Source organism: Streptomyces sp. NPDC001717, assembly GCF_042892775.1.
Lineage (GTDB): Bacteria > Actinomycetota > Actinomycetes > Streptomycetales > Streptomycetaceae > Streptomyces.
This window is the reverse complement of record NZ_JBIAUK010000002.1, coordinates 437,790-457,612: the sequence shown is the minus strand read 5'-3', so window position 1 is coordinate 457,612 and position 19,823 is coordinate 437,790. Positions and strand designations below refer to the sequence as shown.

The window sequence follows — 19,823 nt, the reverse complement described above, 5'->3', positions numbered from 1 at the left end:
AGCGGCCGTCAACGAGTGGCCGTGACCGGCGCCTCAGCCCAGCAGCTGCGTGAGGCGCTCGAGGTCGTCGTGTACGGACTCCTGTTCCTCCGGGGTGAGGTGGACTGCGGTGGCCGCGGCGAGCGCGGACGTGGCGGTGTCCTTCTCGCCGAGGCGAGCGGCGACGTCCGCACGCAGCACGAGAAGACGAAGCCGTTGCACGGGCGTGGGCCGCTCGTCCTGAAGGCGCAGCGCCCGGTCGATGATCTTCGCGGCGCCCGCCGGGTCTTCCTTGGAGTCCGCGAGGAGGGATGCGTGGTGCAGGGCCCGGGCGAAGGTCTCCTCGGGGGCGGGCCGGTGGTGCTGGTCGTCGCTCGTCTGCTGCCCGATGCGGATGCAGTTGCCGCCGGGATCGGTCATGAGGAACTGCCGCACGCCGTATGAGGTGTTCTTCAGCGGCCCGAGTCGTGGCAGCCCGCGGTTCGGCACTCTCCCGTACGCCGCCTTCAGTCCGGCCCGAAAGACCTCGTGCAGCCCGTCGACGTCATCGGTCTGGACGATGCACGTACTGAACGACTCGGCCGGCTCGTACTGCTTCATGCCGAAGAAGTGGAGCTGTATGCCGCCTCGTTGGACGACCGCGTACGGATTGGGGCTCTTCTGCTGGAAGGTCACCTCGAACCCGAGGGCCGTATAGAAGTCGAGGACGGGCTGGATGGTCTGGCACGGCAGGATCGGAATGGTCTTCTCACCCATGTCGCCCCTCTAGTCAAGTTTGAATAGAAGGCTGCGGGGGCTTGGACCTCGCTCTGCCGGCGGCTCGCCGGTGGGTCTCGTCCTGCGTCACCCTGTTTCTCCCAGGGCCGCGCTCGACAGCACCCATGCCGGCGTGACGATGACCCACCAGGCGAGGAACGATCCCACCTGACGCCGCCGGTTGTGCATCCCGATCACGGGGCCCCACCTCCTGGGGTGCTCGCCGTCGGCAGGGGCTGCCAGGTGTGGTCGTAGGCCGGAGGGTTCCACGGTTTGGGGGCGGGAGGAGCCGCGAACGGTCCGGTCCGGGTGGTCACGAGGATCATCATCGTCCCGACGAAGAGCAGGGTGATGATGATCAGGGCGAGACCGACGGGGTTGCGCGGGTTGTAGTAGTAGCGGTTGGTTCCCCACTTGCTGCGTTTGAAGACCGGCTCGTCGTCGTATTGCACAGGCTTTCCCCCCGGTTGGCACGTCTTGGGGCGCCGCCGCACACGGGCGAGGGCGGCGGGATCGGGTTGCGGAGCTCGTGCGTCCCTGGCCCCTACCGGGCGACTGCGGCGACGCCTCGACCGATCCGCCAGTACGACGACGTCCGCCACGGCGCTGCCGACGCCCCGTCTCCACCCGCTCTGATCTGCGACGGATTCCACTTGCCCGACCCCATCCTCACGCCGGTGGAAGGCTGCTGTCCATCCGTGCCGGAAGTTCTCGCTCAGCTCTCCATTGCTCCTGGCGGAGTGCCGCCCACCGGGCCGTGCCAGTCCAGGCACAGGACGGTCGCGTCGTCCTTCGGTGGCCGGCCCTCGTAGGCGTCGGTGACGGCTCCGACGAGGGTGCGTACGACCTCACGTGGGTGCTCGGCGGCGGTCGCGCGCAGGAGGGCGGGCAGGTCGACGGTGTGCGCGTCGCGTTCCTGCATGCCGTCGGTGTGCAGCAGCAGGCGGTCTCCGGGGCGCAGGTCGAGGTCCTGGACCTGGTAGGCGCCCTGTGAGGGGATTCCGAAGGGCAGGTTCACGGCGAGTCGCAGTTCGCTGACCGTGTCGCCGCGCAGGAGGTACGGCCAGGGGTGCCCGGCGTTGACGAGTTGGGCGCTGGTTCCGTCCAGGGCGATGCGCAGGAGTTGCCCGGTGGCGGTGCTGTGGTGGCCGTGGTCGAGGAGGGCCCGGTGAACGTGTCGGGCCTGCTCGGTGAGGTCTTCGCCGGCGCGGCGGGCGCCGCGGGAGGCGTTGACCAGGAGGGTGGCCATGAGTGAGGCGCTCACGTCGTGGCCCATGGCGTCGGTGATCGACAGGTGCAGGGTGTCGGTGTCGAGGCTGTAGTCGTAGGTGTCGCCGGCGATGTCGGAGGCCGGGACGAGGGCGCCGGCCAGGGTGAACTCGGGGGCTTCGCAGCAGGAGGCGGAGGGCAGGAGCTGGCGCTGGATCTCGGCGGAGAGGCTGACCGGTGTGGTGCGGTTGCCCCAGTGGTAGAGGTCGGTGAAGCGCCGGTCGGTGACGATGATGTACGCCAGCGCGTGTGCGGCCTCTTGGACCTGGGTGCGTACGTCCTCCGTGACCTGGGTGAGGAACAGCTCCAGGACGCCGACGCTGTCGCCGCGGTTGGTCACCGGGGCGAGCAGTCGACATCCGTCCTCGCCCTCTGTGGTCACCACCAGCTTCTGGTCGCGCAGAACGTCGTCGTAGACGCTGCTGCCCGCGAGCGGGACTTGTTCGGCAGGCTGCTCACCCGTCCCGGCGGCCGTGTCGTGGACCCGCAACAGGCGGCGCCCGACGACGTCGACGAACACGAACGACACGTACGTGGCATCGAAGCGGTCGCGCAGATTGCGCGCCACGACGTCGAGAGAACGCACGGGCGCGGCACTCTCGGCTGCTTCCAGTACGTCGCCCAGCCCGATCCGGTCGTTCGCCGCGGCGGCCTCCCGGAACGCAGGCTCGCTCCTCCCCTTTCGCGGGGGCCAGACGTGGACCGTCAGCACCTGCTGTACCCCGCTGACGTGCAGCAGGCGCGCCACCGGCCGGCTGAGGGCGGTCAGCGCGAGAGATTTCCCGGTCTCCAGGGCCAGCCGGTTCAGGTCCAGCAGGATGTGCAGACCGGTGGTGTCGCAGAAGGTGACGGCGGACAGGTCCACGTCGAGGCCGTCGCGGCTGGAGTCCAGAGCCGAGAGGAGGTCTGCGCGCAGTCCGTCGGCATCGTCCATGTCGATCTCGCCGCTCACGTGGGCCAGGATCCGCTGAGGTCCGGGTTCGAGGACCACGACGGCGACGGAAGGCCGCGCGGTGCCGCCGGCGTACTCGGTGACGGGCAGACGGTCGGGAAGAGCGGTCATGGCCTGCTCCCTTCACGCCCCGAAACCTCGGGAAGAAGGCATGACAGGGACGGTGGTGGGCCCGGATCCCGCACCGGTGCGCGGGTCAGGCGCGCGCGTGGCGCTCACGGTGGTCACCGTCCTTGGAAGAGGGGTCGGCGGCCGCCCCGGCCGCGGGGGTCAGGTCGACCAGCAGGTGCAGGAGGTTCGCGATCTCGTGGTGTCCCTCGGCCGGATGGCGAAAGAGGGTCCCGGGCGTGACCTCGTAGTGATTGCGGCGGCCGCGGCGTACCCGGGTGAGGTACCCGGCGCTTTCCAGGTCCCCGACGATGGCCCCGGCTGCCCGCTCCGTGAGCCCGCAGCTCCCGGCCAGGTCGCGAAGCCGGACCTCCGGGTCGTTCAGGATCATGGCGAGGATCCGGGCGTGGTTCGTGACGAACGTCCAGTTGGTCCGAGGCTGTATCGGCTCCATGTCCGAAATTATACGATTTGCGATTCCGGTTTCGCCAGACCTGAACCCGGAATCCTGCGACGTACTTCTACGGGGCGCCACGTCGCCGCCGCCCAGCCGCTGTCGGTCCCGGGAAGCCGCGGACGGCCGCACAGGACCCCGGGGCCCCTGCGGCTCGTCGGCCGAGGTCGATGCCGGGTGCCGGGTGCCAGGTGCCGGGTGCCGGTTCGCCCGGACGGCGTAATCTGGGGGAAAGGTGACGTACGGCGCACTTCGGGCGCGCCGCACCGCGCCTCTCACCTCTCGCACCCGGGCCAGGGAGGCGGCGCGTGACCGATCCGTACGGCTTCCTCAGGATCCCCCGCAGGGCCGTTCCGGCACGGCCGGTCGAGGAACGGCTCGGGGACTGGCGCGAGGTGTACGCGGGGCAGGCCCTGCTGCCGCTGGTCCGCGAGCAGGCCGACCGCTGTATGGACTGCGGCGTCCCCTTCTGCCACACCGGTTGTCCGCTGGGCAACCTGATACCCGAGTGGAACGCCTACGCCGCCCGCTCCGACTGGCGCGCCGCGTACGAGCGGCTGCACGCGACGAACAACTTCCCCGAGTTCACCGGCCGGCTCTGCCCGGCCCCCTGCGAGGACGCCTGCGTCCTCACGATCAACGCCGACCCGGTGACCATCAAGAACGTCGAGCAGACGATCGCGGACGAGGGCAGGCGGCGCGGCTGGATGACCCCCCGCCCGCCGGAGCGGCAGGGCGCGAGGTCCGTGGGGGTGATCGGCTCCGGCCCGGCGGGCCTCGCCGCGGCCCAGCAGCTGACGCGGGCCGGGCACCGGGTCGTGGTCCACGAGCGGGCCGACCGGCTCGGTGGGCTGCTCCGCTACGGCATCCCCGAGTTCAAGATGGAGAAGGAGCACATCGACCGCCGGATCGAGCAGATGCGGGACGAGGGAACCTCCTTCGTGACGGGCTCGGACGTGGGCGGGGCCGAACCGGCCGACGCGCTGCGCGGCCGCTACGACGCCCTGGTCGTCGCGGTCGGCGCCGGGGAGCCCAGGGAGCTGCCCGTCGCGGGGCGTTCCCTGGGCGGCGTCCACCAGGCGATGGAGTACCTGACCTGGGCCAACCGGGTGTGCGCCGGGGACCGCCCGGCCTCCCCGGTGACGGCGGACGGCGTGCACGTGGTGGTCGTCGGCGGCGGCGACACCGGCTCTGACTGCCTGGGAACGGCCCTACGGCAGGGCGCGCTGTCGGTGGTCCAGCTGGACATCAACCCCGAACCGGGGTCCGACCGGGCCGACGGCGAGCCCTGGCCGGTGCACCCGAAGGTGTACCGGATCTCCCACGCCCACGAGGAGGCGCGCGGCCGGGCGGGCCGCGACCCCCGGCTGTTCTCCAGCGCCACCCTGCGCTTCGAGGGGGATTCCGGCGGGCGGGTGCGGGCGCTGCGGCTGACCGCCGTCGAGGCCGGGGAGCGGCGGCCCCTGGCGGGCACCGAGCGGGTGATCGAGGCCGGACTGGTCCTGCTGGCGCTGGGCTTCTCCGGTCCCGAGCGGGCCGGCGGGCTGCGCGAGCAGCTGGGGCTGGAGTACGACGGGCGCGGCAACTTCGCGCGGGACGCGGACTTCGCCGCCGCCGGCGGACGGGCGCCGGGGGTGTTCGTCGCCGGAGACGCGGGCCGGGGCCAGTCGCTGGTGGTGTGGGCCATCGCCGAGGGCCGGTCGGCGGCCTCGGCGGTGGACCGTTACCTGACCGGCTCCACGGTCCTGCCGGCCCCGGTGGCGGCGCACGACCGGCCCATGACGGCGCTGGGGCGCCTGCGGTACGGGAGCGACCCGGACGGGACCTGAGGCCCGGCGGGGTCGCTCCCGTACCGCGTACCGCACGTGGTGGAGGGCGGCGACGGGGTTGATCTCCGCAACCCGAGCCCGGCGGCGGCGCACGGTGAGGCCGAAAGATCCGAACCGGTGCCGGGAATCAGGCCGCGACGAGCTCCCGCTCGCGGTCCGGCGTCTTGACCTTGGGCTTCTTGTTCGGCAGCGAGAGCCGGACGACCTTGCGCCACGCGGAGAACACCTGCTTGGGCAGCGGCCCGGTGACGTACTCCAGCTCGTACTTCTCGAACAGCGCGCGCACCTTCACCGCGACCTCGGCGTACCGGTTGCTCGGCAGGTCCGGGAACAGGTGGTGCTCGATCTGGTGGGACAGGTTGCCGGTCATGAAGTGCATGGCCTTGCTGCCGCTGATGTTCGCCGATCCCATCATCTGGCGCAGGTACCACTGGCCACGGGTCTCGCCCTTGATCGACCGGCGCTCGAAGACCTGCACGCCCTCGGGGAAGTGCCCGCACATGATCACCGAGTGGGACCAGATGTTGCGGACCAGGTTCGCGGTGAACGTGGCGGCGAGCGTGGTGAGGAACGACGGGCCCGACAGCAGCGGGTGGATCACGTAGTCCTTGAGCACCTGCTTGCGGATCTTGCGCCCCACGGCCCTGGCCCGCGCGCGGAACTCGGGGTCCTTGCGGCGGCGCCCCCGCAGGTTCCTGCCGAGCTCCAGGTCGTACGCCGCGATGCCGTACTCGAAGAAGCAGGCGTTGATGAAGTTCCACAGCGGCTGGCCGAGGTGGAACGGGTGCCACCGCTGGTCCTCGTCGACGCGCATGATGCCGTAGCCGAGGTCGTTGTCCTTGCCGATCACGTTGGTGTACGTGTGGTGCAGCTCGTTGTGCGAGTGCTTCCACTGGTCGGACGGCGAGACGTGATCCCACTCCCAGGTGGTGGAGTGGATCTTCGGGTCCCGCATCCAGTCCCACTGGCCGTGCAGGATGTTGTGGCCGATCTCCATGTTGTCCATGATCTTCGCCACGGACAGCCCGGCGGTGCCGATCAGCCACGCGGGCGGGAAGAACGAGAACAGCAGCACGCCCCTGCTGACCAGCTCGAGCTTGCGCTGCGCCGAGATGACCTTGCGGATGTAGGCAGCGTCTTTTTCGCCCCGGCTGGCGATCACCTCATCGCGGATCGCGTCCAGCTCGCGGCCGAGCTCCTCGATCTGCTCCGCGGTCAGGTGGGCGGTGGGGTCGATGGCGGTCAAGGTGCTCCTACCGTTCGATGTCGCAGGCGCCCGCGGCGGCGGACACGCAGGTCTGGATGAGGACGCCCGGCTCGGCCTCGGTGATCTCGCCGGTGCGCAGGTCGCGGACGGCGCCGGCCCTGAGCGGTGTGACGCAGCCGAAGCAGATTCCCATGCGGCATCCGGACGGCATGAGCACGCCGGCCTCCTCGCCGACGTCCAGCAACGGCGTGGCGCCGTCCGCGTCGACGGTCTTGCCGGTGGCGCTGAACGTGACCTCGCCGCCGTCACCGGCGACGACGATGCTCGGGCGGAAGCGTTCGGTGTGCAGGCGCTCCGGGACGCCGCGGTCGCTCCACAGCTTTTCGGCGGCGTCGAGCAGGCCCGCGGGCCCGCAAGCCCAGGTCTCGCGCTCGGCCCAGTCGGGCACCAGTTCGTCGAGCCGGGCGATGTCGAGCATGCCGTCCGTGTCGGTGTGCACCTCGGTGAGCCGCAGCTTCTCGTCCGCGACCAGGTCGTGCAGTTCGTCGCGGAAGATCACGTCTTGCGGCTGTGGCGCGCAGTGGACCATGACGACGTCGTCGAACTCGGTGTCACGCAGCATGCCCATCACAGGTGTGATGCCGCTGCCGGCCGTCAGGTAGAGCACCTTGGCGGGCTTGGCCTCCGGCAGCACGAAGTCACCGGTTGCCTGGTCGAGCTGGACCAGCGTGCCCGGCTTCGCCCTGCGGACCAGGTGGTTGCTGACCTTGCCGTCAGGGATCGCCTTCACCGTGATCGTGACGCGGCCGTCCCGGCGGTTCGTCGGCGAGGTGATGGAGTAGGCACGCCACAGGCGCCTTCCGTCGACGTCGACCCCGATCCGCACGTACTGACCGGCCGTGTGACCGCGCCAGCCCCGCCCCGGCCTGATCACGACGGTCGCGGAGTCACCCGTCTCGGGGTGCACGGCCTCGATGCGCCCGCGCAGGTCGGCGCCCGCACGCAGCGGGCTGACCAGGTCGAGGTAATCCGACGGCAGCAGCGGCGTCGTGACCATCTCCAGCAGTTTCCACGCCCTACTGCGGAGGGCTGCACTCGTCATGACTCCAGCTTGATGCGCCTCAAGGCGTAAAGTCCTGACCGCAGGACGTAAATCTGGTCGAGTGAATTGTTCGCAGGAAACAAAAACGTGAACCATGCAATCCGGAGGGCCAGCGAATTGGCCCTGGACGAGACGACGGTCACCGCGCTGAGGGCCGAGCTGAAGACCACCGCCGACGAGGTCGTCCAGGCGATCATCGACGAGGTCCCTTCCTACGCCAATGCCCTTTCGGGGCGCATGGGCGGCACCATCCGCCGAGCCGTCCGCACCGCCCTGGGACATTACCTGGACCTCGCGAGCGGGAACGCCGTCGGCGACGACGGCGGTGACGCGGCCTACGAACTGGGCCGCGGTGAGGTGCGCGACGGCCGTTCGATGGACGCGCTGCTGAGCGCCTACCGGGTCGGCGCCCGCGTGGCCTGGCGATGCCTGGCGGCGGGCGCCGTCCCCGCGGGCCTGCCCGCCGCCGAGGTCGCCAAGTTCGCCGAGCTGACCTTCGCCTACATCGACGAGCTCTCCGCCGCGAGCGCCGCGGGCCACGCCGACGAACTGGCCGCCCAGGGCCGGGCCCACGAGCGCCACCTGGAACACCTGGCCCGCGACCTCCTCGCAGGCGCGAGCCCGGACGTGCTCCTGGCCTCCGTTCAACGGGCCGGGTGGCAGCCTCCGGCTTCACTGACCGCGGTCCTGCTGCCCGCCGACCAGGCCCGGCCCGCCTTCCGCACGCTCGACCCGAACACCCTCGTCCTCGACGACCTGCCGGACGCCACCGGTGTCCTGCTCGTCCCCGACGCCGACCGGCCGCACCTCCTGCGGCAGCTGACCGACCGCGCCGCCGTGGTCGGCCCGGCACGGCCATGGAGGCGCGCGTCCGCCTCGTACGCACGAGCCGCACGCGCGCGCTCCCTCTCCTCCGATATCCGCGACACCGAGAGCCACCTTCCCGAGCTGGTGCTGAGCGCCGACGCGGACGCCTTCGCGGACCTGCGCGCCCGCGCCCTCGCGCCGTTGCGGACCGTGTCCGTCACGACCGCACGGCGGCTGGAGGAGACGCTGCGGGCGTGGCTGCTGCACCAGGGCAGGCGGGACGAGGTGGCGGCGGCGTTGTTCGTCCATCCCCAGACCGTCCGGTACCGGATGTCGCAGCTGCGGGACCTGTTTCCGGATCTCGCATCGCCGCACCGGGTCCTGGAACTGACCCTGGCGGTCGGTCTGCGGACCGGCTGACGGGTATGGGCCGGAGTGTGCAGGAGGAACGGCGAGCGACCCCGCTCCGGGCCGGCCTCGGCTGCGGAGCGGGGTGATGGGGGGTATCGGGTCAGGGAGTCAGTGGGGTCTGGCGTCGGGCGAGGGCGTCGGAGGTCTTCGCGGTGATGTAGAGCGACGCGATGAGCGTGAGGGCGATGGCCCCGCCGACGGCGAGGATGCTTCCGGTCGCCACGGGGGCGGGGCTGCCGGGCTCCCGGGCCGATCCGGTGAGGAAGGGGACGATGGCCAGTACGCCGACCCCGAGCGCGACTTCCGCCCAGACGACCTTCGGGAAGTGGCTCAGCGTCAGGCGCAGGAGCGAGGCCTTCTCGTCCGCTTGGCGGGCACGGGTGATGCGGGGCATCAGCCAGAACTGGTTGGCGGCGCCGGCCGCGACCATGCCGAGCACCAGCAGGATCTTGATCAGGAGGAAGACGCCGTACGTCGTGGTGAACAGTTGCCCGACGCTGCCCACGTGCTTCCAGGACATCCACAGGCCGGAGATCATGACGGCGGCGACGCAGATCAGGGCGACGAGGCTGAAGCGTCGCCACGTGTCAGCCCAGAGCAGGCCGGCGTTCTCGCTCAGCTGCCGGCGGGCACCGGCGAGGCCGACGAGCACGGCGAGGCCGCCGAGCCAGAGCGTGCCACCGATGATGTGCGCTTGCCCGAAGACGAGGTCGAGCACGCGGTCAACGTCGGGGGTGGTGGCCGGTATCGCCCCGACGAGCGAGACCGCGACCGACAGCGGCAGCGCGGTCAGGGCGATGGCGTCCAGCCGGTTTCGGGCCGTGCCGGTGAAGAGCGAGACGAGCGCGAGGGACGCCAGGACGAGGACGACGTTCTGGGCGGTGTGGATGGTGCCCTGCGCCACCCAGGCGCCCTTGGCCGCAGGGGCCGTGAGGTAGTCGGCGATGCGTCCCGGAGCGAGCGCGTCACCGAAGGCCATGCCCTTGCCCGCGCGGGCCACACGGGCGGCGAGTTGGAAGTAGCCGGCCACCAGCAGCACGACCCCGGCCCAGGCCAGGTAGATCCCGGTGCGTCGCCGCAGCGCTGTCGCGTCCGCTTCCTGCGTCTGCGGCGCGCGCAGCGCCGGGCGGACCGCTGCGGCGTAGGTGATGGTGGAGCCGATGGCGCCGCACAGGCCCATGAAGTAGCCGGACTTGGTCAGGACTCTCCACAGGGGAGGGGCGGTGTAGGCCGCAGCCGCAGCGAGGTCAGGATGAATCATATAGGTGAGGCTAACCTAAATAAAGATGATGTGAAGAAGGTGGGTTGACTCTGCCCCCGCACCACCATCACGCACCGTCACCCGCTTCGCGAACCGCTATGGCCGATGCCGGTGAGCCGGCCGGTCTGCTCACCGATCCCGATGGCGCGGAACATCGTTAACCGGCGAACCTGGCGCGGAAGGCGGCGCGGTTGGGGGAGTCGGCCGAGCGGTCCCAGACGGCGAAGGTGACGCGGACGAACGGGGCGCCGTGGGTGTCCAGGGCCTCGGCGAATGCGTCTGCCACCTCGGCCGGGTCGTTGCCGAACACGCCGCAGCCCCAGGCGCCGAGGACGAGCTCACGCACCCCGTGGTGGGCGGCCACGCCGAGGACGCGGCGGGCGCGCGTGGTGAGGGTGCCCTTGACGTCGACCTTCTCGCCGGGCGAGTTCAGCGCCAGGCGTCCGGCGTTGGGGGCGGGGGAGGTCAGGAAGGAAACCTGGTACGGCTGATCGAGCAGAGCGCGGGAACCGTCGCGGATCACCGGTACGTGCGGGGAGAAGATCACCCGGTGGCTGTAGTTGAGGTCGGTGGACGCCCGATGGGCCGCGTAGTAGTCGGGGGCTTCGAGCAGGCAGGGGTAGAGGAGGGCGGTGCGGCAGAGGTCCTCCTCCTGGGCCTTGGCCCCGCGCAAGTACCCGCCACCCGGGTTCCGGGCCGAGGCGAAGTTGAGGACGGCGAGGTGCTCGACGCCTTCGTCGGTGAGGCGGCGGGCGGCGCGCAGGCTGTCCTCGCCGGTCACCTCGGCCCCGCCGGTGAAGGGGCCGGTGGGCGCAGGGGTGAAGGCGGGGGAGTAGGAGACGGTCCCGGAGCGGGCGGCGGCGAGCGCGGAGGCGATGGGGACCCGGGTACCGGTGGCGGTGGTGTACACGCCGGCGGTCGCGACGCGCTCGTTCTGGATGGCGATGTCTTTCAGACGGTTGCTCATGGGGGCGATGGTAGCGAGGAATTATTGTCAGAGTGACTATTTTTCGGGGTTGAACGGTGCCGGTGCCGGCACCGCCGTGGTCGAGCGAATGCGCGGCCCCGCGGAAGGGCTTCGACGCCTGCCACCGCGGTGAGGTGCGGTACTCGGTCTGGCCGTGGCTCCTCCACGACACCTCGTCGCCGCGGCGGGGTTCCCTGTCGCCGTTCATCGCGTCTCCCGTCCGTCTGGGTTCCGGCGGGCTGCACCTGCCCCGGCCTGGCCGGGGCATGCCGTTCGGCCGCGGGGAGGGTTCGTGGCCGCCCGCAGCGGGCACGCGCCAATCGTGAACGGCAAAGCGTCGCCGCCCCTCACCCCGGACGGGCACCACGTCGTCATCGGCGGTCGCCGGTGGCGCGCCACCGACCCGGCCGTCCCGGCGGGGGCGTCCGCCCGACTGCGCGCCCACCTGATGGCCGCGCGCCGCGCGGTGGCCGCCGCACGGCGCACCGGTGACGCGGCGGCGGAGCGCGTCGCCCGGGACCGGGTGCAGACGGCGAAGGTGGCTCTCGGTGAGCGCGGCCTGCCCTGGTGGGACCAGAGCGCCGAGGAGCGAAGGGCCCGCTGGGGCGAAGGCCTGCGGGCGCTCGGTTCCTGAGCCGGGGAATGCGAGCGGCCGGCCCGTCGGCAGCGCGGCGCGACGCAGTGATGGGAGGCTGGAGTGGTGACGCGCACCGCGAGACAGACGGGCCGGGTCCTGGAGCGCGCCATCCTGGACCTGCTGGACCGCCGTGGTCCGGCCTCCACGATCTGCCCCTCCGACGCCGCACGAGCCGTGTACGAGGGGGATGGTGACGGCTGGCGCGCGCTCATGGAGCCGGCCCGCCGCGCAGCCCGACGGCTGGTCACGTCGGGCGAGGTGGAGATCACCCAGGGCGGCCGCCGGGTCGAACCGGGGGCGGCCCGCGGCCCGATCCGGATCCGACGCGTTCGCTGAGCGGGTGTGGCCGGCGCCGTCGGCTTCTACGGCTACCCCGACGCCCTCAACGGCTCGCCCGGTCCCCTCCGGCTCGCCCCGGAGCTGACCGCTCCCATCCTCGCCATCTGGGGCGGCGCCGACGAACACCTACCGCCCGCCACCGTGGACGCCGTCGGCTGGGCCCTCGGCCCGCTCACCCCGCGTGGCGACGGAAGCCGGCCACGCGGAGGTCGCACGCGGACTGACGCATCGCGTCGGCCGGGCCACGTGCCCGGACACGCACTCCCGCTCGACCGCCCCCGGCCGTGGCGGCACCCGGACCGGGCGGACACAGCCCCGGCCGAGGCGGCCGCTCCCGCGCGTCGTCGGTCCGCGCTTCCGCTCCGTATGACCGATACCCGGCTGATACGCAACCGCGGGGCCCTCGAAGGGCTCTCCTGACGCCCTGGAAGCCCGCCTCTCCGAGGCTGTGCCGGTACCGGATCACCGGCTGTACGCGACATCGGAAGGCAATTGCCGTGCTGAGCACCCCGTACCGTTCCGAGGCCCCTGGGGAAGAGGCGCCGCCAGGCCCGCCTCCGCCCCTTCCCGCCGGCCGCCGTTTCCGCGCACTCGTGCCCACGGGCCGTGGCCTGCTGATCGCCGCCGGCGCGGTGTGTGCGGCGCTGACGATGGCCCTGCACACCTGGATCCCGAACCGGGGCGTCAACCTCGGCAGCCTGTTCCAGACCTTCCTGCCCTGGGCCGGGCTGAGCGTCCCCGTCCTCCTCCTGGCGGCGGCGGTACGCCGCTCCCGGCTCGCGGCCGTCGCCGTCCTGGCCCCCGTGACCGTCTGGGGCTGCCTGTTCGGCGGGACCCTCACCGACAAGCGATCCGAGCGACCCGGCGCCGGTGACTTCACCGTGGTCAGTCACAACGTGGACGAGGAGAATCCCGATCCGGCGCGGACCGCGCGAGCGCTCGCCGCATCGGGCGCGGACGTGCTCGCCCTGGAGGAGATGTCCTCGAAGGCGACGCCCGTCTACGAGCGCGAGCTCGCCGCCGGCTATCCGTACCGCTCCGACACCCTCGGCGTCAGACTGTGGAGCAAGCACCCGCTGAGCGGGGTGGAAGCCGTGCCGATCATGCCGTGGACGCGTGCCGTACGAGCCACCGTCGAGACCCCCGGCGGTCCCGTCGCGATCTACGCCGCCCACCTCGCTTCGGTACGCGTGACCCCGGCCGCCGGATTCACCACCGCCCGCCGCAATGATGCGGCCCGGAAGCTGGCCGCGGCCGTGCGGGCGGAGCCGCTGACCCGGGTCGTCGTGATGGGCGACTTCAACGGGACGGCCGAGGACTCGGCCCTGCGACCGGTGACCTCCCAACTGCGCTCCGCGCAAAGCGAGGCGGGCGCCGGCTTCGGCTTCACCTGGCCCGCTCCGTTCCCCGTGGTCCGCATCGACCAGATCCTGGTGAAGGGGATGAGCGCGACCTCCGCGCGGACCCTCCCCGCCACCGGCAGCGACCACCTCCCCGTCGCCGCCTCCTTCCGACTGTGACCGCACCGCAGGCCCCACTGATTAGGATGAACTCCATAAATGTCCGTTTCTGAGCAGGTAGGTGGCGTGTCGACACCTCGGGTCCCCGACCCCGTCAGCGTCCTCGTCGTCGAGGACGACGCCACCATCCGCCGCGCCGTACAGCTGTCCCTGGAGCGGTACGGCTATCACGTCGCGGTGGCCGCGAACGGACTCGACGGCCTGGAGGCGTTCCGGGCCGGCAGGTACGACCTGCTGATCCTGGACGTGATGCTGCCCGAACTCGACGGCATCGGGCTGTGCCGCCGGATCCGCGAGGAGAGCCTGGTCCCGGTCCTGATGATGTCCGCGCGCGGGGACGCCCTCGACGTGGTGTCCGGACTGGAGGCGGGCGCCGACGACTACGTCGTCAAGCCCGTCGACACCCCCGTCCTCGTCGCCCGCATCCGGACGCTGCTGCGGCGCGCCACCTTCCGGCCCCCCGAACCGGAGACGACTCCGGCGCGGGGGAAAGGACCGGTGCATCCCGCCGGCGTCCCCGTGGATGCCAGGACGACGCCGGGGGAGTTGGTCTTCGGGGACCTGTCCGTGAACACCCTCGGTCTGGAGGTACACCGGGGCGGACGGCCCGTTCCGCTGACTCCCACCGAGCTGCGGCTGCTGCTGGAGTTCGCGGCGGCTCCCGGTGCCGTGCTCGACCGCCGTCGTCTCCTGCGGGACGTGTGGGACTACGGCTGGGAGGGCGACACCCGGGTCGTGGACCTGTGCGTGCTGCGGCTGCGCAAGAAGATCGGAGCCGAACGGATCGAGACCGTCCGGGGCTTCGGCTACAAACTCGTCCGCGACTGAGGGGCCGTCCGCACTCATGGCACTCCTCAACCCGCGCGCCCTGCGCTGGAAGATCGCCGCCCTGACGGCGGCCGCCTGCTGCGCGGTGGCCGCCGTGATCGGCGTCCTCGTCCACCAGGCGATGGCCGTACGAAGCGACCGCACCGGGAACGAACGCCTCTCGGCCCGCCTGGCGGCCGCCGAGCGCGAGTACACCCGCACGGGCAGCACGCCGCTCGACGTCGAAGTCCTCACTCCGGAGCGACTCGACACACCGCTCGCGCGGGCGCTGGCCGCCAAGGACCCGGCCGCCCTGTATGCGACCTGGAACGACCGCAAACCCCCCAACTGGTACTGGATGTGGGCGGCCATGCCCGTCGAGGGCGGCCGGGTACTGGTCGCCCGGACGGACATGAGCTCCGAAGTACGCGGCCTCCAGCTCCTCGACCGCAGCATCGTCGAGGCCGTGCTCGCCGCCCTCCTGGTCGTCGTCCCACTCGCCGCCCTGGCCACCGAACCGATGAACCGCAGGCTGCGCCGGGGATCGCGCACGGCCCGGGCCATCGCCGACGGCGACCTCGACGCCCGGATCGGACCGGGCGGCCGGGCCCGTGACGAGATCACCGAGATGTCGGCGGCCGTGGACGAGATGGCTGCGGCCCTGCAGCGAAAACTGGAGGGCGAGCGCCGCTTCACCGCGGACGTCGCGCACGAACTGCGCACCCCGCTGATGGGGTTGTCCACCGCGGCCGGGCTTCTCCCGGAGGGCGACGAGGTGGCCGAACTCGTCCGGGACCGTGCCCGGGCCCTGAACGGGCTGGTCGAGGACCTCCTGGAGATCTCCCGGCTCGACGCCGGAGCCGAACGGGCGCGGACCGACGCGGTGCCGCTGGGCGAACTGGTCACCGACATCGTCCGCCGCACGGGGACGCCGACCGCCGTGGCGGTCCGTACCACCAGGAGCGTGGAGACCGACCCGCGCCGGGTGGAACGGATCGTCGTCAACCTCGTCACCAACGCCCACCGGCACGGAGCCGACCCCGTCGAAGTCGCCGTGGAGGACACCGCCACGGGCGCGCGGATCCTCGTACGGGACCAGGGGCCCGGCTATCCCGCCGCGCTGCTCACGGAAGGCCCGCAGCGCTTTCGCACGGGAACCCCCGAGCGGGGGCGCGGGCACGGACTCGGGCTGACCATCGCGCTCGGACAGGCGGGCGTCCTCGGTGCCAGGCTGGCCTTCGACAACGCTCCGGAAGGGGGCGCGGTCGCCACCCTCGACCTGGACGGCGGACACGGTCGCTCCGGTGCCTGAAACGGAACCGCGACACGCCTCCCCGACGGCGGGAGCAGACTCGCGCCGGTCCGGAAACACGGCTCCTCGATCCATCACCCGGGAAGGGAGGCCCTCCCGAGCTGATCCACAGGTTCTGGGCAACCGCCGGTCCGGGGGCGTCGCGTACGGGTCGGGAACAGGCACGACGTGGCGTGTGCGGCATTTGTATGCTCCGGGCATGAAACTCTTTCGGCGGCGTGGCCGGGGCGAAGCCCGTCAGATGACGAGAACGCCTTTGGCCCGGGCCACGGCCCTGTACCAGGCGGGGCGTTATGCCGAGGCCGAGGCCGAGGCGCGCTCCGTGGCTGCGGCCCGGTCCGGGCCGCGCGACGACACGTTCGCGCCGCTGGCACTGGGTATTGCCGCGCTCGCTGCGGGCGCTCAAGGCCGGCATGTCGAAGCCGTCACCACGTACGACGCACTGCTGCCGGTCTTCGGCCGGATCTTCGGCGCCGAACACTCGCAGACCTTGAGGCTGCGCTCGAACCGCGCCCAGGCCCTGAGCTCCCTCGCGCGGCACACGGAATGCGAGGCGGAGTGCGCGGCCGTCGCCCGCGTCGCAGCCCGCGCCGCAGGGCCGGAAATGCCGCTCATCGCCACGGCCGCCCGCAACGGGCAGATCTACGCCCTCAATGCGCTGGGGCGGCACTTGGAGGCCGAGGCGCTGGCGCGCGGGGCAATCGACGCCCATCGCGTACCGGACCGGTTCACCCTGGTCCTGCGTCTCGGTCTGGCCCGCAGCCTCAACGGCCAGGACCGCCACGAGGAGGCCCTCGCCGAGGCGGGACGCGCCGACGAGTTGAGCCGCACCCTGCCCAAGGAGCAGCGCCGCGCGGAAACCGGCGCCGTCGAACTGGCCATGGCGACCGCCCTCCTCGGGCTGGGCCGTGGCACTGAGGCCCGCCCGCTGGCCGAAGCCGCCCAGGACGCCTGCGTGACGACCTTCGGCCCGGATCACCGCCGAACCACCGAGGCCATGGCACTGCTCGCCCGCATGGGCAGCGCCTGAGCAGGCACGCCGCGCAGTCCGGCGCCACCCGCCGGGTCTCGGCTCCCGGCTCCGCAGCGCCCATCCGAGTCGGACCGTCAGCGCGGATCCGAGCATGAACTTGGCCGGACGCGTTGTCCGATGGGGAAGTCATGCCGCGGAGTCCGCGCTGACGGTCGGTCAAGCGGCCTCCTGGCGACCTGTCATCGGCAGGGGACCGGATCCGAGGCGGCTCAGGCGCGTGGCGTCCGCCGGCCGACGCCCCACTCGCCCATCGGCGTGACGAGGTCGGAGTCGAGGGCCACAGTGGCGTGCGGCGCGGGGGTGGAAGCGGTCCGCCCGTGGTCCGCCGAGGACTCCTGGCCGGCGGCCGGGGACGCGATGAGGAGACCGGCGGCCACGGCCGCGGCACCGGCGAGCAGAATGAACTTCTTCTTCATGCTGGGTGTTGCCTTTCGTTTCGTTCGACGAACCCCACGTGGGATTCCCGGACCACCGAGGGCCGGACGGGGGCGCCGTGCGTGGGCGGCGGGGTCGTCCGCCGATGCGGAGCGGCACCCCTGCGGCAGGCCCAGTCGATCACGGTGGACGGTCACGTTCCCAGGCACTTCCACCAGCAGAAGTACGGTCGGCGTCCTTTGCCGGGTTCCGCATCCACCGTGTGCGTGCGGGTGCGGGTGCGTGCGCCGTCGCTGCCTCCCTGTCCGCCGCGACGCCGCCTCTCGTGCCGAGCCCGTGCCCGAGCCCGTGGGGGAGTCGGCCGGAGCAGCGCGTTTCACCCGCAAAACCGTGTCGGGCATACTTTTGCGGGCGAGGTACGGCGTTCCGCTGGGCCGCACCGACCAGGGGACTTCAGACATGCACACCGGTTCACCGGCCACCGGCGACTTCGGTGCCCTTCTGCACGATCTGCGCAAGCGGGCCGGGCTGAGCCAGGAGCAGCTGGCCCACGCTGCCGGGGTCAGCGTGCGGGCGCTGTCGTACATGGAGCGCGGACACTCCCGAGGGCCCCAGCGCCGCACCGTGCAGGCATTGGCCGCGGCCCTGGGCCAGGACGCGGCCGGTGCCCGGGAGCTGGAGCACGCGGCGAGCCTGGGCCGCCCCCGCCGGGCTTCCGTGAGGCATGCCCCGCCACCTGCCGTCGTACCGGACGCCGCCCCGCCGACCGGCCGGCCCGATCTGCTGCCGCGAGCGCCGCGCGGCTTTCACGGGCGGGCGGCGGAGCTCGTCGCGCTGTCCCGGGCCGCCGCGGGCGAGGCGCCCGTCTGCCTGGTCGTCGGGCCCGCAGGGGTCGGGAAGACGGCCCTCGTGCTGCACTGGGCCCACCGCCGGCGTGCCGACTTTCCCGAGGGGCAGCTCTACGCCGATCTGCGCGGATTCGGCGACACGGGCGAACCCGCCCTCGTCGAGGTGCTGCGCGAGTTCCTGTCGGCGCTCGGGGTGCCCCACGACCGGATACCGGAGTCGGCGAACGGCGCGGCCGCGCTGTTCCGGTCGCTCGCCGCCGACCGCCGGCTCCTCGTGGTGCTCGACAACGCCCGGGACTCCGAGCAGGTCAGGCCGCTCCTGCCCGGCGGTCGCCACTGCGTCACCGTCGTCACCAGCAGACACCGGCTGTCGGGACTGATCGTCACCGACACCGCCCGGCCCGTCGCCGTGGACGTGCTCGGACCGCAGGACGCCACGATGCTCCTCGCCGAAGTGCTCGGCGAGGAACGCGTGCGCGAGGAGCCGGAGGCCGCGCTCCGGCTGGCCGAGCTCTGCGACGGGCTGCCCCTCGCGCTGCGCGTGGCAGCCGCCCGTCTTGCGGGCCGTCCCGCCTGGTCGCTCGGCGCGATGGCCGCCGAACTCTCCGACGAGACGCGCCGGCTGAGCCTGCTGGACGTGGAGGACACCGGCGTGCGGGCGGCGCTGCGGGTGACGCTGCAACAGCTGCCGCGGGAGGTCTCCCGTCAGTTCGCCCATCTCGGCCGCCACCCCGGCACGCACGTCGACCGGTTTGCGGCGGCGGCCCTGGCGGGTACGGACCCGGCAGCCGCCGAGGCTTCCCTGGAGCGGCTGGCCGTGGCACACCTCGTCACGGAGACGGCGCCCGGCCGGTGGACGATGCACGATCTGGTGCGGCTCTACGCACGCACCCTGGAGGGCGGGTCCGAGGCACTGGGGCGCGTCCTGGACCACTACATCGCCACGGGCATCGCGGCCGTGGCGGCGGCCGAGCCCGGCAACGAGGACTGCTTCCCGCTACCGGCGGACTACCTGCCGCCCGCCGTGGTGCGGGAGTTCGGCGACCGGTCCGCCGCCGTGGCCTGGTACGCGGCCGAGCGGGACGACCTCACGCAGGCGGTGGCCGCGGCACACGCCGCCGGGCTGCACGAGCGGACCTGGCGGATCGTCCTGACGATGTGGCCACTGATCGTGTGGCGCGTCCGGGACGGCTGGGCCCCGCTCCTGGAGACCGCGCTGGAGGCCGCACGGGCCGGCGGCGACCAGTACGGCGAGTCGAGGGTCCTGAACGTGCTCGGCTGGGTGCTGACCGAGGAAGGACGCATCCCGGAGGCGCTCGCCCACCTGGAGGCCGCTTCCACGCTGGCCTCCCGGGCGGGTGACGCGGTGGCCGAGGCGAACGCCCTGGTCGTCCTGGCCGTCGCACAAGCCGCACTCGGCAGCCTGGACGAGGCCGCGCGAGGATGCGAGCGCGCCGTGGAGCTGGCGCGCAAGGCCGAAGACCGCACCATCGAGAGACTGGCCATGCAGCACCTCGCCCGCCACTGGGCCGACGCCGGGAAGTGGCGCCAGGCGCTCGACACCGCGACCGAGGCGCTGGCCTTCGACGACCGCTCGGACACGGCAGACGTGCCGCGCATCCTGCTCCTCGTGGTGCGGGGAGAGGCGCTGCTGGGGCTCGGGGACGAGGCCGGGGGCATCGGGCAGCTCGACCTGGCGGCCCGGGAGGCGGAGTCCTCCGGCTACGACGACGGCGCCGTACGCGCGCTCGGGGCGCTGCTGCGCGCATCGGCGGATGAGGGACTCCAGGCCCGGTACGACGCGGCGGTCGCCAGGCTCATGACGCGGGCCTGAAGCCGGAGGGCGGAGG

Annotated in this window: 18 protein-coding genes and 1 pseudogene; 9 read left to right on the top strand and 10 right to left on the bottom strand. The window is 72.3% G+C overall.

The genetic code is table 11. From position 1 onward, the window contains the following. Nucleotides 1-33: 33 nt before the first annotated feature. From ACFYZL_RS06565 to ACFYZL_RS06545, 5 genes and pseudogenes are all read right to left on the bottom strand, one after another. The gene (locus tag ACFYZL_RS06565; RefSeq protein ID WP_388676628.1) at nucleotides 34-735 is read right to left on the bottom strand and encodes a bleomycin resistance protein; all 702 of its coding nucleotides are present in this window, start codon (nucleotides 733-735) and stop codon (nucleotides 34-36) included. A 194-nt stretch (nucleotides 736-929) separates the two neighbouring features. Beyond that, complete coding sequence (locus ACFYZL_RS06560) at nucleotides 930-1,187, bottom strand: hypothetical protein (protein ID WP_384745763.1); 258 nt, start codon at nucleotides 1,185-1,187, stop codon at nucleotides 930-932. Nucleotides 1,188-1,450: 263 nt separating this feature from the next. Next, nucleotides 1,451-2,635 (bottom strand): PP2C family protein-serine/threonine phosphatase, encoded by a 1,185-nt coding sequence (locus tag ACFYZL_RS06555; RefSeq protein ID WP_384745814.1) that lies wholly within the window; start codon nucleotides 2,633-2,635, stop codon nucleotides 1,451-1,453. Nucleotides 2,636-2,716: 81 nt separating this feature from the next. Further along, a pseudogene (locus tag ACFYZL_RS06550) lies at nucleotides 2,717-3,067 on the bottom strand (STAS domain-containing protein); the annotation flags it as partial. An 85-nt stretch (nucleotides 3,068-3,152) separates the two neighbouring features. Beyond that, nucleotides 3,153-3,518, bottom strand: coding sequence for a helix-turn-helix transcriptional regulator (locus tag ACFYZL_RS06545; RefSeq protein ID WP_388676625.1), 366 nt, complete (start codon nucleotides 3,516-3,518; stop codon nucleotides 3,153-3,155). 308 nt (nucleotides 3,519-3,826) lie between these two features. Between ACFYZL_RS06545 and ACFYZL_RS06540 the strand changes: the two genes are divergently transcribed. Next, nucleotides 3,827-5,347: a glutamate synthase subunit beta gene (locus tag ACFYZL_RS06540; RefSeq protein WP_384745767.1), complete on the top strand. Its 1,521-nt coding sequence runs from the start codon at nucleotides 3,827-3,829 to the stop codon at nucleotides 5,345-5,347. 127 nt (nucleotides 5,348-5,474) lie between these two features. On the opposite strand, the gene ACFYZL_RS06535 is transcribed toward ACFYZL_RS06540, so the two are convergent. Both ACFYZL_RS06535 and ACFYZL_RS06530 read right to left on the bottom strand, forming a co-directional pair. Further along, a complete protein-coding gene (locus ACFYZL_RS06535; protein ID WP_384745769.1) occupies nucleotides 5,475-6,593 on the bottom strand; it encodes a fatty acid desaturase family protein in 1,119 nt (372 codons plus the stop codon). 7 nt (nucleotides 6,594-6,600) lie between these two features. After that, nucleotides 6,601-7,656 carry a ferredoxin reductase gene (locus ACFYZL_RS06530; RefSeq protein WP_388676621.1) on the bottom strand — a complete coding sequence of 352 codons (1,056 nt, stop codon included), beginning with the start codon at nucleotides 7,654-7,656 and terminating at the stop codon, nucleotides 6,601-6,603. Between the two features lie 87 nt (nucleotides 7,657-7,743). Between ACFYZL_RS06530 and ACFYZL_RS06525 the strand changes: the two genes are divergently transcribed. Further along, complete coding sequence (locus tag ACFYZL_RS06525; RefSeq protein ID WP_384745773.1) at nucleotides 7,744-8,883, top strand: helix-turn-helix domain-containing protein; 1,140 nt, start codon at nucleotides 7,744-7,746, stop codon at nucleotides 8,881-8,883. 91 nt (nucleotides 8,884-8,974) lie between these two features. On the opposite strand, the gene ACFYZL_RS06520 is transcribed toward ACFYZL_RS06525, so the two are convergent. Together ACFYZL_RS06520 and ACFYZL_RS06515 are read right to left on the bottom strand one after the other, a co-directional pair. Continuing rightward, a complete protein-coding gene (locus tag ACFYZL_RS06520; RefSeq protein WP_388676618.1) occupies nucleotides 8,975-10,135 on the bottom strand; it encodes a copper resistance D family protein in 1,161 nt (386 codons plus the stop codon). A gap of 157 nt (nucleotides 10,136-10,292) precedes the next feature. Continuing rightward, complete coding sequence (locus ACFYZL_RS06515; protein WP_388676616.1) at nucleotides 10,293-11,102, bottom strand: TIGR02452 family protein; 810 nt, start codon at nucleotides 11,100-11,102, stop codon at nucleotides 10,293-10,295. A 322-nt stretch (nucleotides 11,103-11,424) separates the two neighbouring features. Between ACFYZL_RS06515 and ACFYZL_RS06510 the strand changes: the two genes are divergently transcribed. The 6 genes from ACFYZL_RS06510 (at nucleotide 11,425) to ACFYZL_RS06485 (ending at nucleotide 16,747) form a co-directional block, all read left to right on the top strand. Next, entirely contained in the window at nucleotides 11,425-11,736 is a 312-nt protein-coding gene (locus ACFYZL_RS06510; RefSeq protein WP_388676614.1) for a hypothetical protein, read from the top strand. A gap of 66 nt (nucleotides 11,737-11,802) precedes the next feature. Then, nucleotides 11,803-12,075: a DUF3253 domain-containing protein gene (locus tag ACFYZL_RS06505; protein WP_384745779.1), complete on the top strand. Its 273-nt coding sequence runs from the start codon at nucleotides 11,803-11,805 to the stop codon at nucleotides 12,073-12,075. Between the two features lie 653 nt (nucleotides 12,076-12,728). After that, a complete protein-coding gene (locus ACFYZL_RS06500; RefSeq protein ID WP_388676938.1) occupies nucleotides 12,729-13,598 on the top strand; it encodes an endonuclease/exonuclease/phosphatase family protein in 870 nt (289 codons plus the stop codon). Between the two features lie 39 nt (nucleotides 13,599-13,637). Beyond that, nucleotides 13,638-14,426, top strand: coding sequence for a two-component system response regulator CseB (gene cseB, locus ACFYZL_RS06495; protein ID WP_384745780.1), 789 nt, complete (start codon nucleotides 13,638-13,640; stop codon nucleotides 14,424-14,426). 16 nt (nucleotides 14,427-14,442) lie between these two features. Next, a complete protein-coding gene (locus ACFYZL_RS06490; protein WP_384745782.1) occupies nucleotides 14,443-15,717 on the top strand; it encodes a sensor histidine kinase in 1,275 nt (424 codons plus the stop codon). 241 nt (nucleotides 15,718-15,958) lie between these two features. Next, nucleotides 15,959-16,747 carry a tetratricopeptide repeat protein gene (locus tag ACFYZL_RS06485; RefSeq protein ID WP_388676611.1) on the top strand — a complete coding sequence of 263 codons (789 nt, stop codon included), beginning with the start codon at nucleotides 15,959-15,961 and terminating at the stop codon, nucleotides 16,745-16,747. A gap of 212 nt (nucleotides 16,748-16,959) precedes the next feature. Here the strand turns inward: ACFYZL_RS06485 and ACFYZL_RS06480 are convergent, their stop codons facing one another. After that, nucleotides 16,960-17,166, bottom strand: coding sequence for a hypothetical protein (locus ACFYZL_RS06480; protein ID WP_388676608.1), 207 nt, complete (start codon nucleotides 17,164-17,166; stop codon nucleotides 16,960-16,962). 418 nt (nucleotides 17,167-17,584) lie between these two features. Here ACFYZL_RS06480 and ACFYZL_RS06475 point away from each other — a divergent pair, with 418 nt between their 5' ends. Then, nucleotides 17,585-19,807 (top strand): ATP-binding protein, encoded by a 2,223-nt coding sequence (locus ACFYZL_RS06475; protein ID WP_388676605.1) that lies wholly within the window; start codon nucleotides 17,585-17,587, stop codon nucleotides 19,805-19,807. The last annotated feature ends 16 nt before the right edge of the window (nucleotides 19,808-19,823 follow it).

What these genes read in the sequence shown, in the direction of transcription:
- ACFYZL_RS06565 (WP_388676628.1), bottom strand. Translation starts at nt 735, where the DNA reads ATGGGTGAGAAGACCATTCCGATCCTGCCGTGCCAGACCATCCAGCCC.
- ACFYZL_RS06545 (WP_388676625.1), bottom strand. Translation starts at nt 3,518, where the DNA reads ATGGAGCCGATACAGCCTCGGACCAACTGGACGTTCGTCACGAACCAC.
- ACFYZL_RS06530 (WP_388676621.1), bottom strand. Translation starts at nt 7,656, where the DNA reads ATGACGAGTGCAGCCCTCCGCAGTAGGGCGTGGAAACTGCTGGAGATG.
- ACFYZL_RS06520 (WP_388676618.1), bottom strand. Translation starts at nt 10,135, where the DNA reads ATGATTCATCCTGACCTCGCTGCGGCTGCGGCCTACACCGCCCCTCCC.
- ACFYZL_RS06515 (WP_388676616.1), bottom strand. Translation starts at nt 11,102, where the DNA reads ATGAGCAACCGTCTGAAAGACATCGCCATCCAGAACGAGCGCGTCGCG.
- ACFYZL_RS06500 (WP_388676938.1), top strand. Translation starts at nt 12,729, where the DNA reads ATGGCCCTGCACACCTGGATCCCGAACCGGGGCGTCAACCTCGGCAGC.
- cseB (WP_384745780.1), top strand. Translation starts at nt 13,638, where the DNA reads ATGTCCGTTTCTGAGCAGGTAGGTGGCGTGTCGACACCTCGGGTCCCC.
- ACFYZL_RS06490 (WP_384745782.1), top strand. Translation starts at nt 14,443, where the DNA reads ATGGCACTCCTCAACCCGCGCGCCCTGCGCTGGAAGATCGCCGCCCTG.
- ACFYZL_RS06485 (WP_388676611.1), top strand. Translation starts at nt 15,959, where the DNA reads ATGACGAGAACGCCTTTGGCCCGGGCCACGGCCCTGTACCAGGCGGGG.
- ACFYZL_RS06480 (WP_388676608.1), bottom strand. Translation starts at nt 17,166, where the DNA reads ATGAAGAAGAAGTTCATTCTGCTCGCCGGTGCCGCGGCCGTGGCCGCC.
- ACFYZL_RS06475 (WP_388676605.1), top strand. Translation starts at nt 17,585, where the DNA reads ATGCACACCGGTTCACCGGCCACCGGCGACTTCGGTGCCCTTCTGCAC.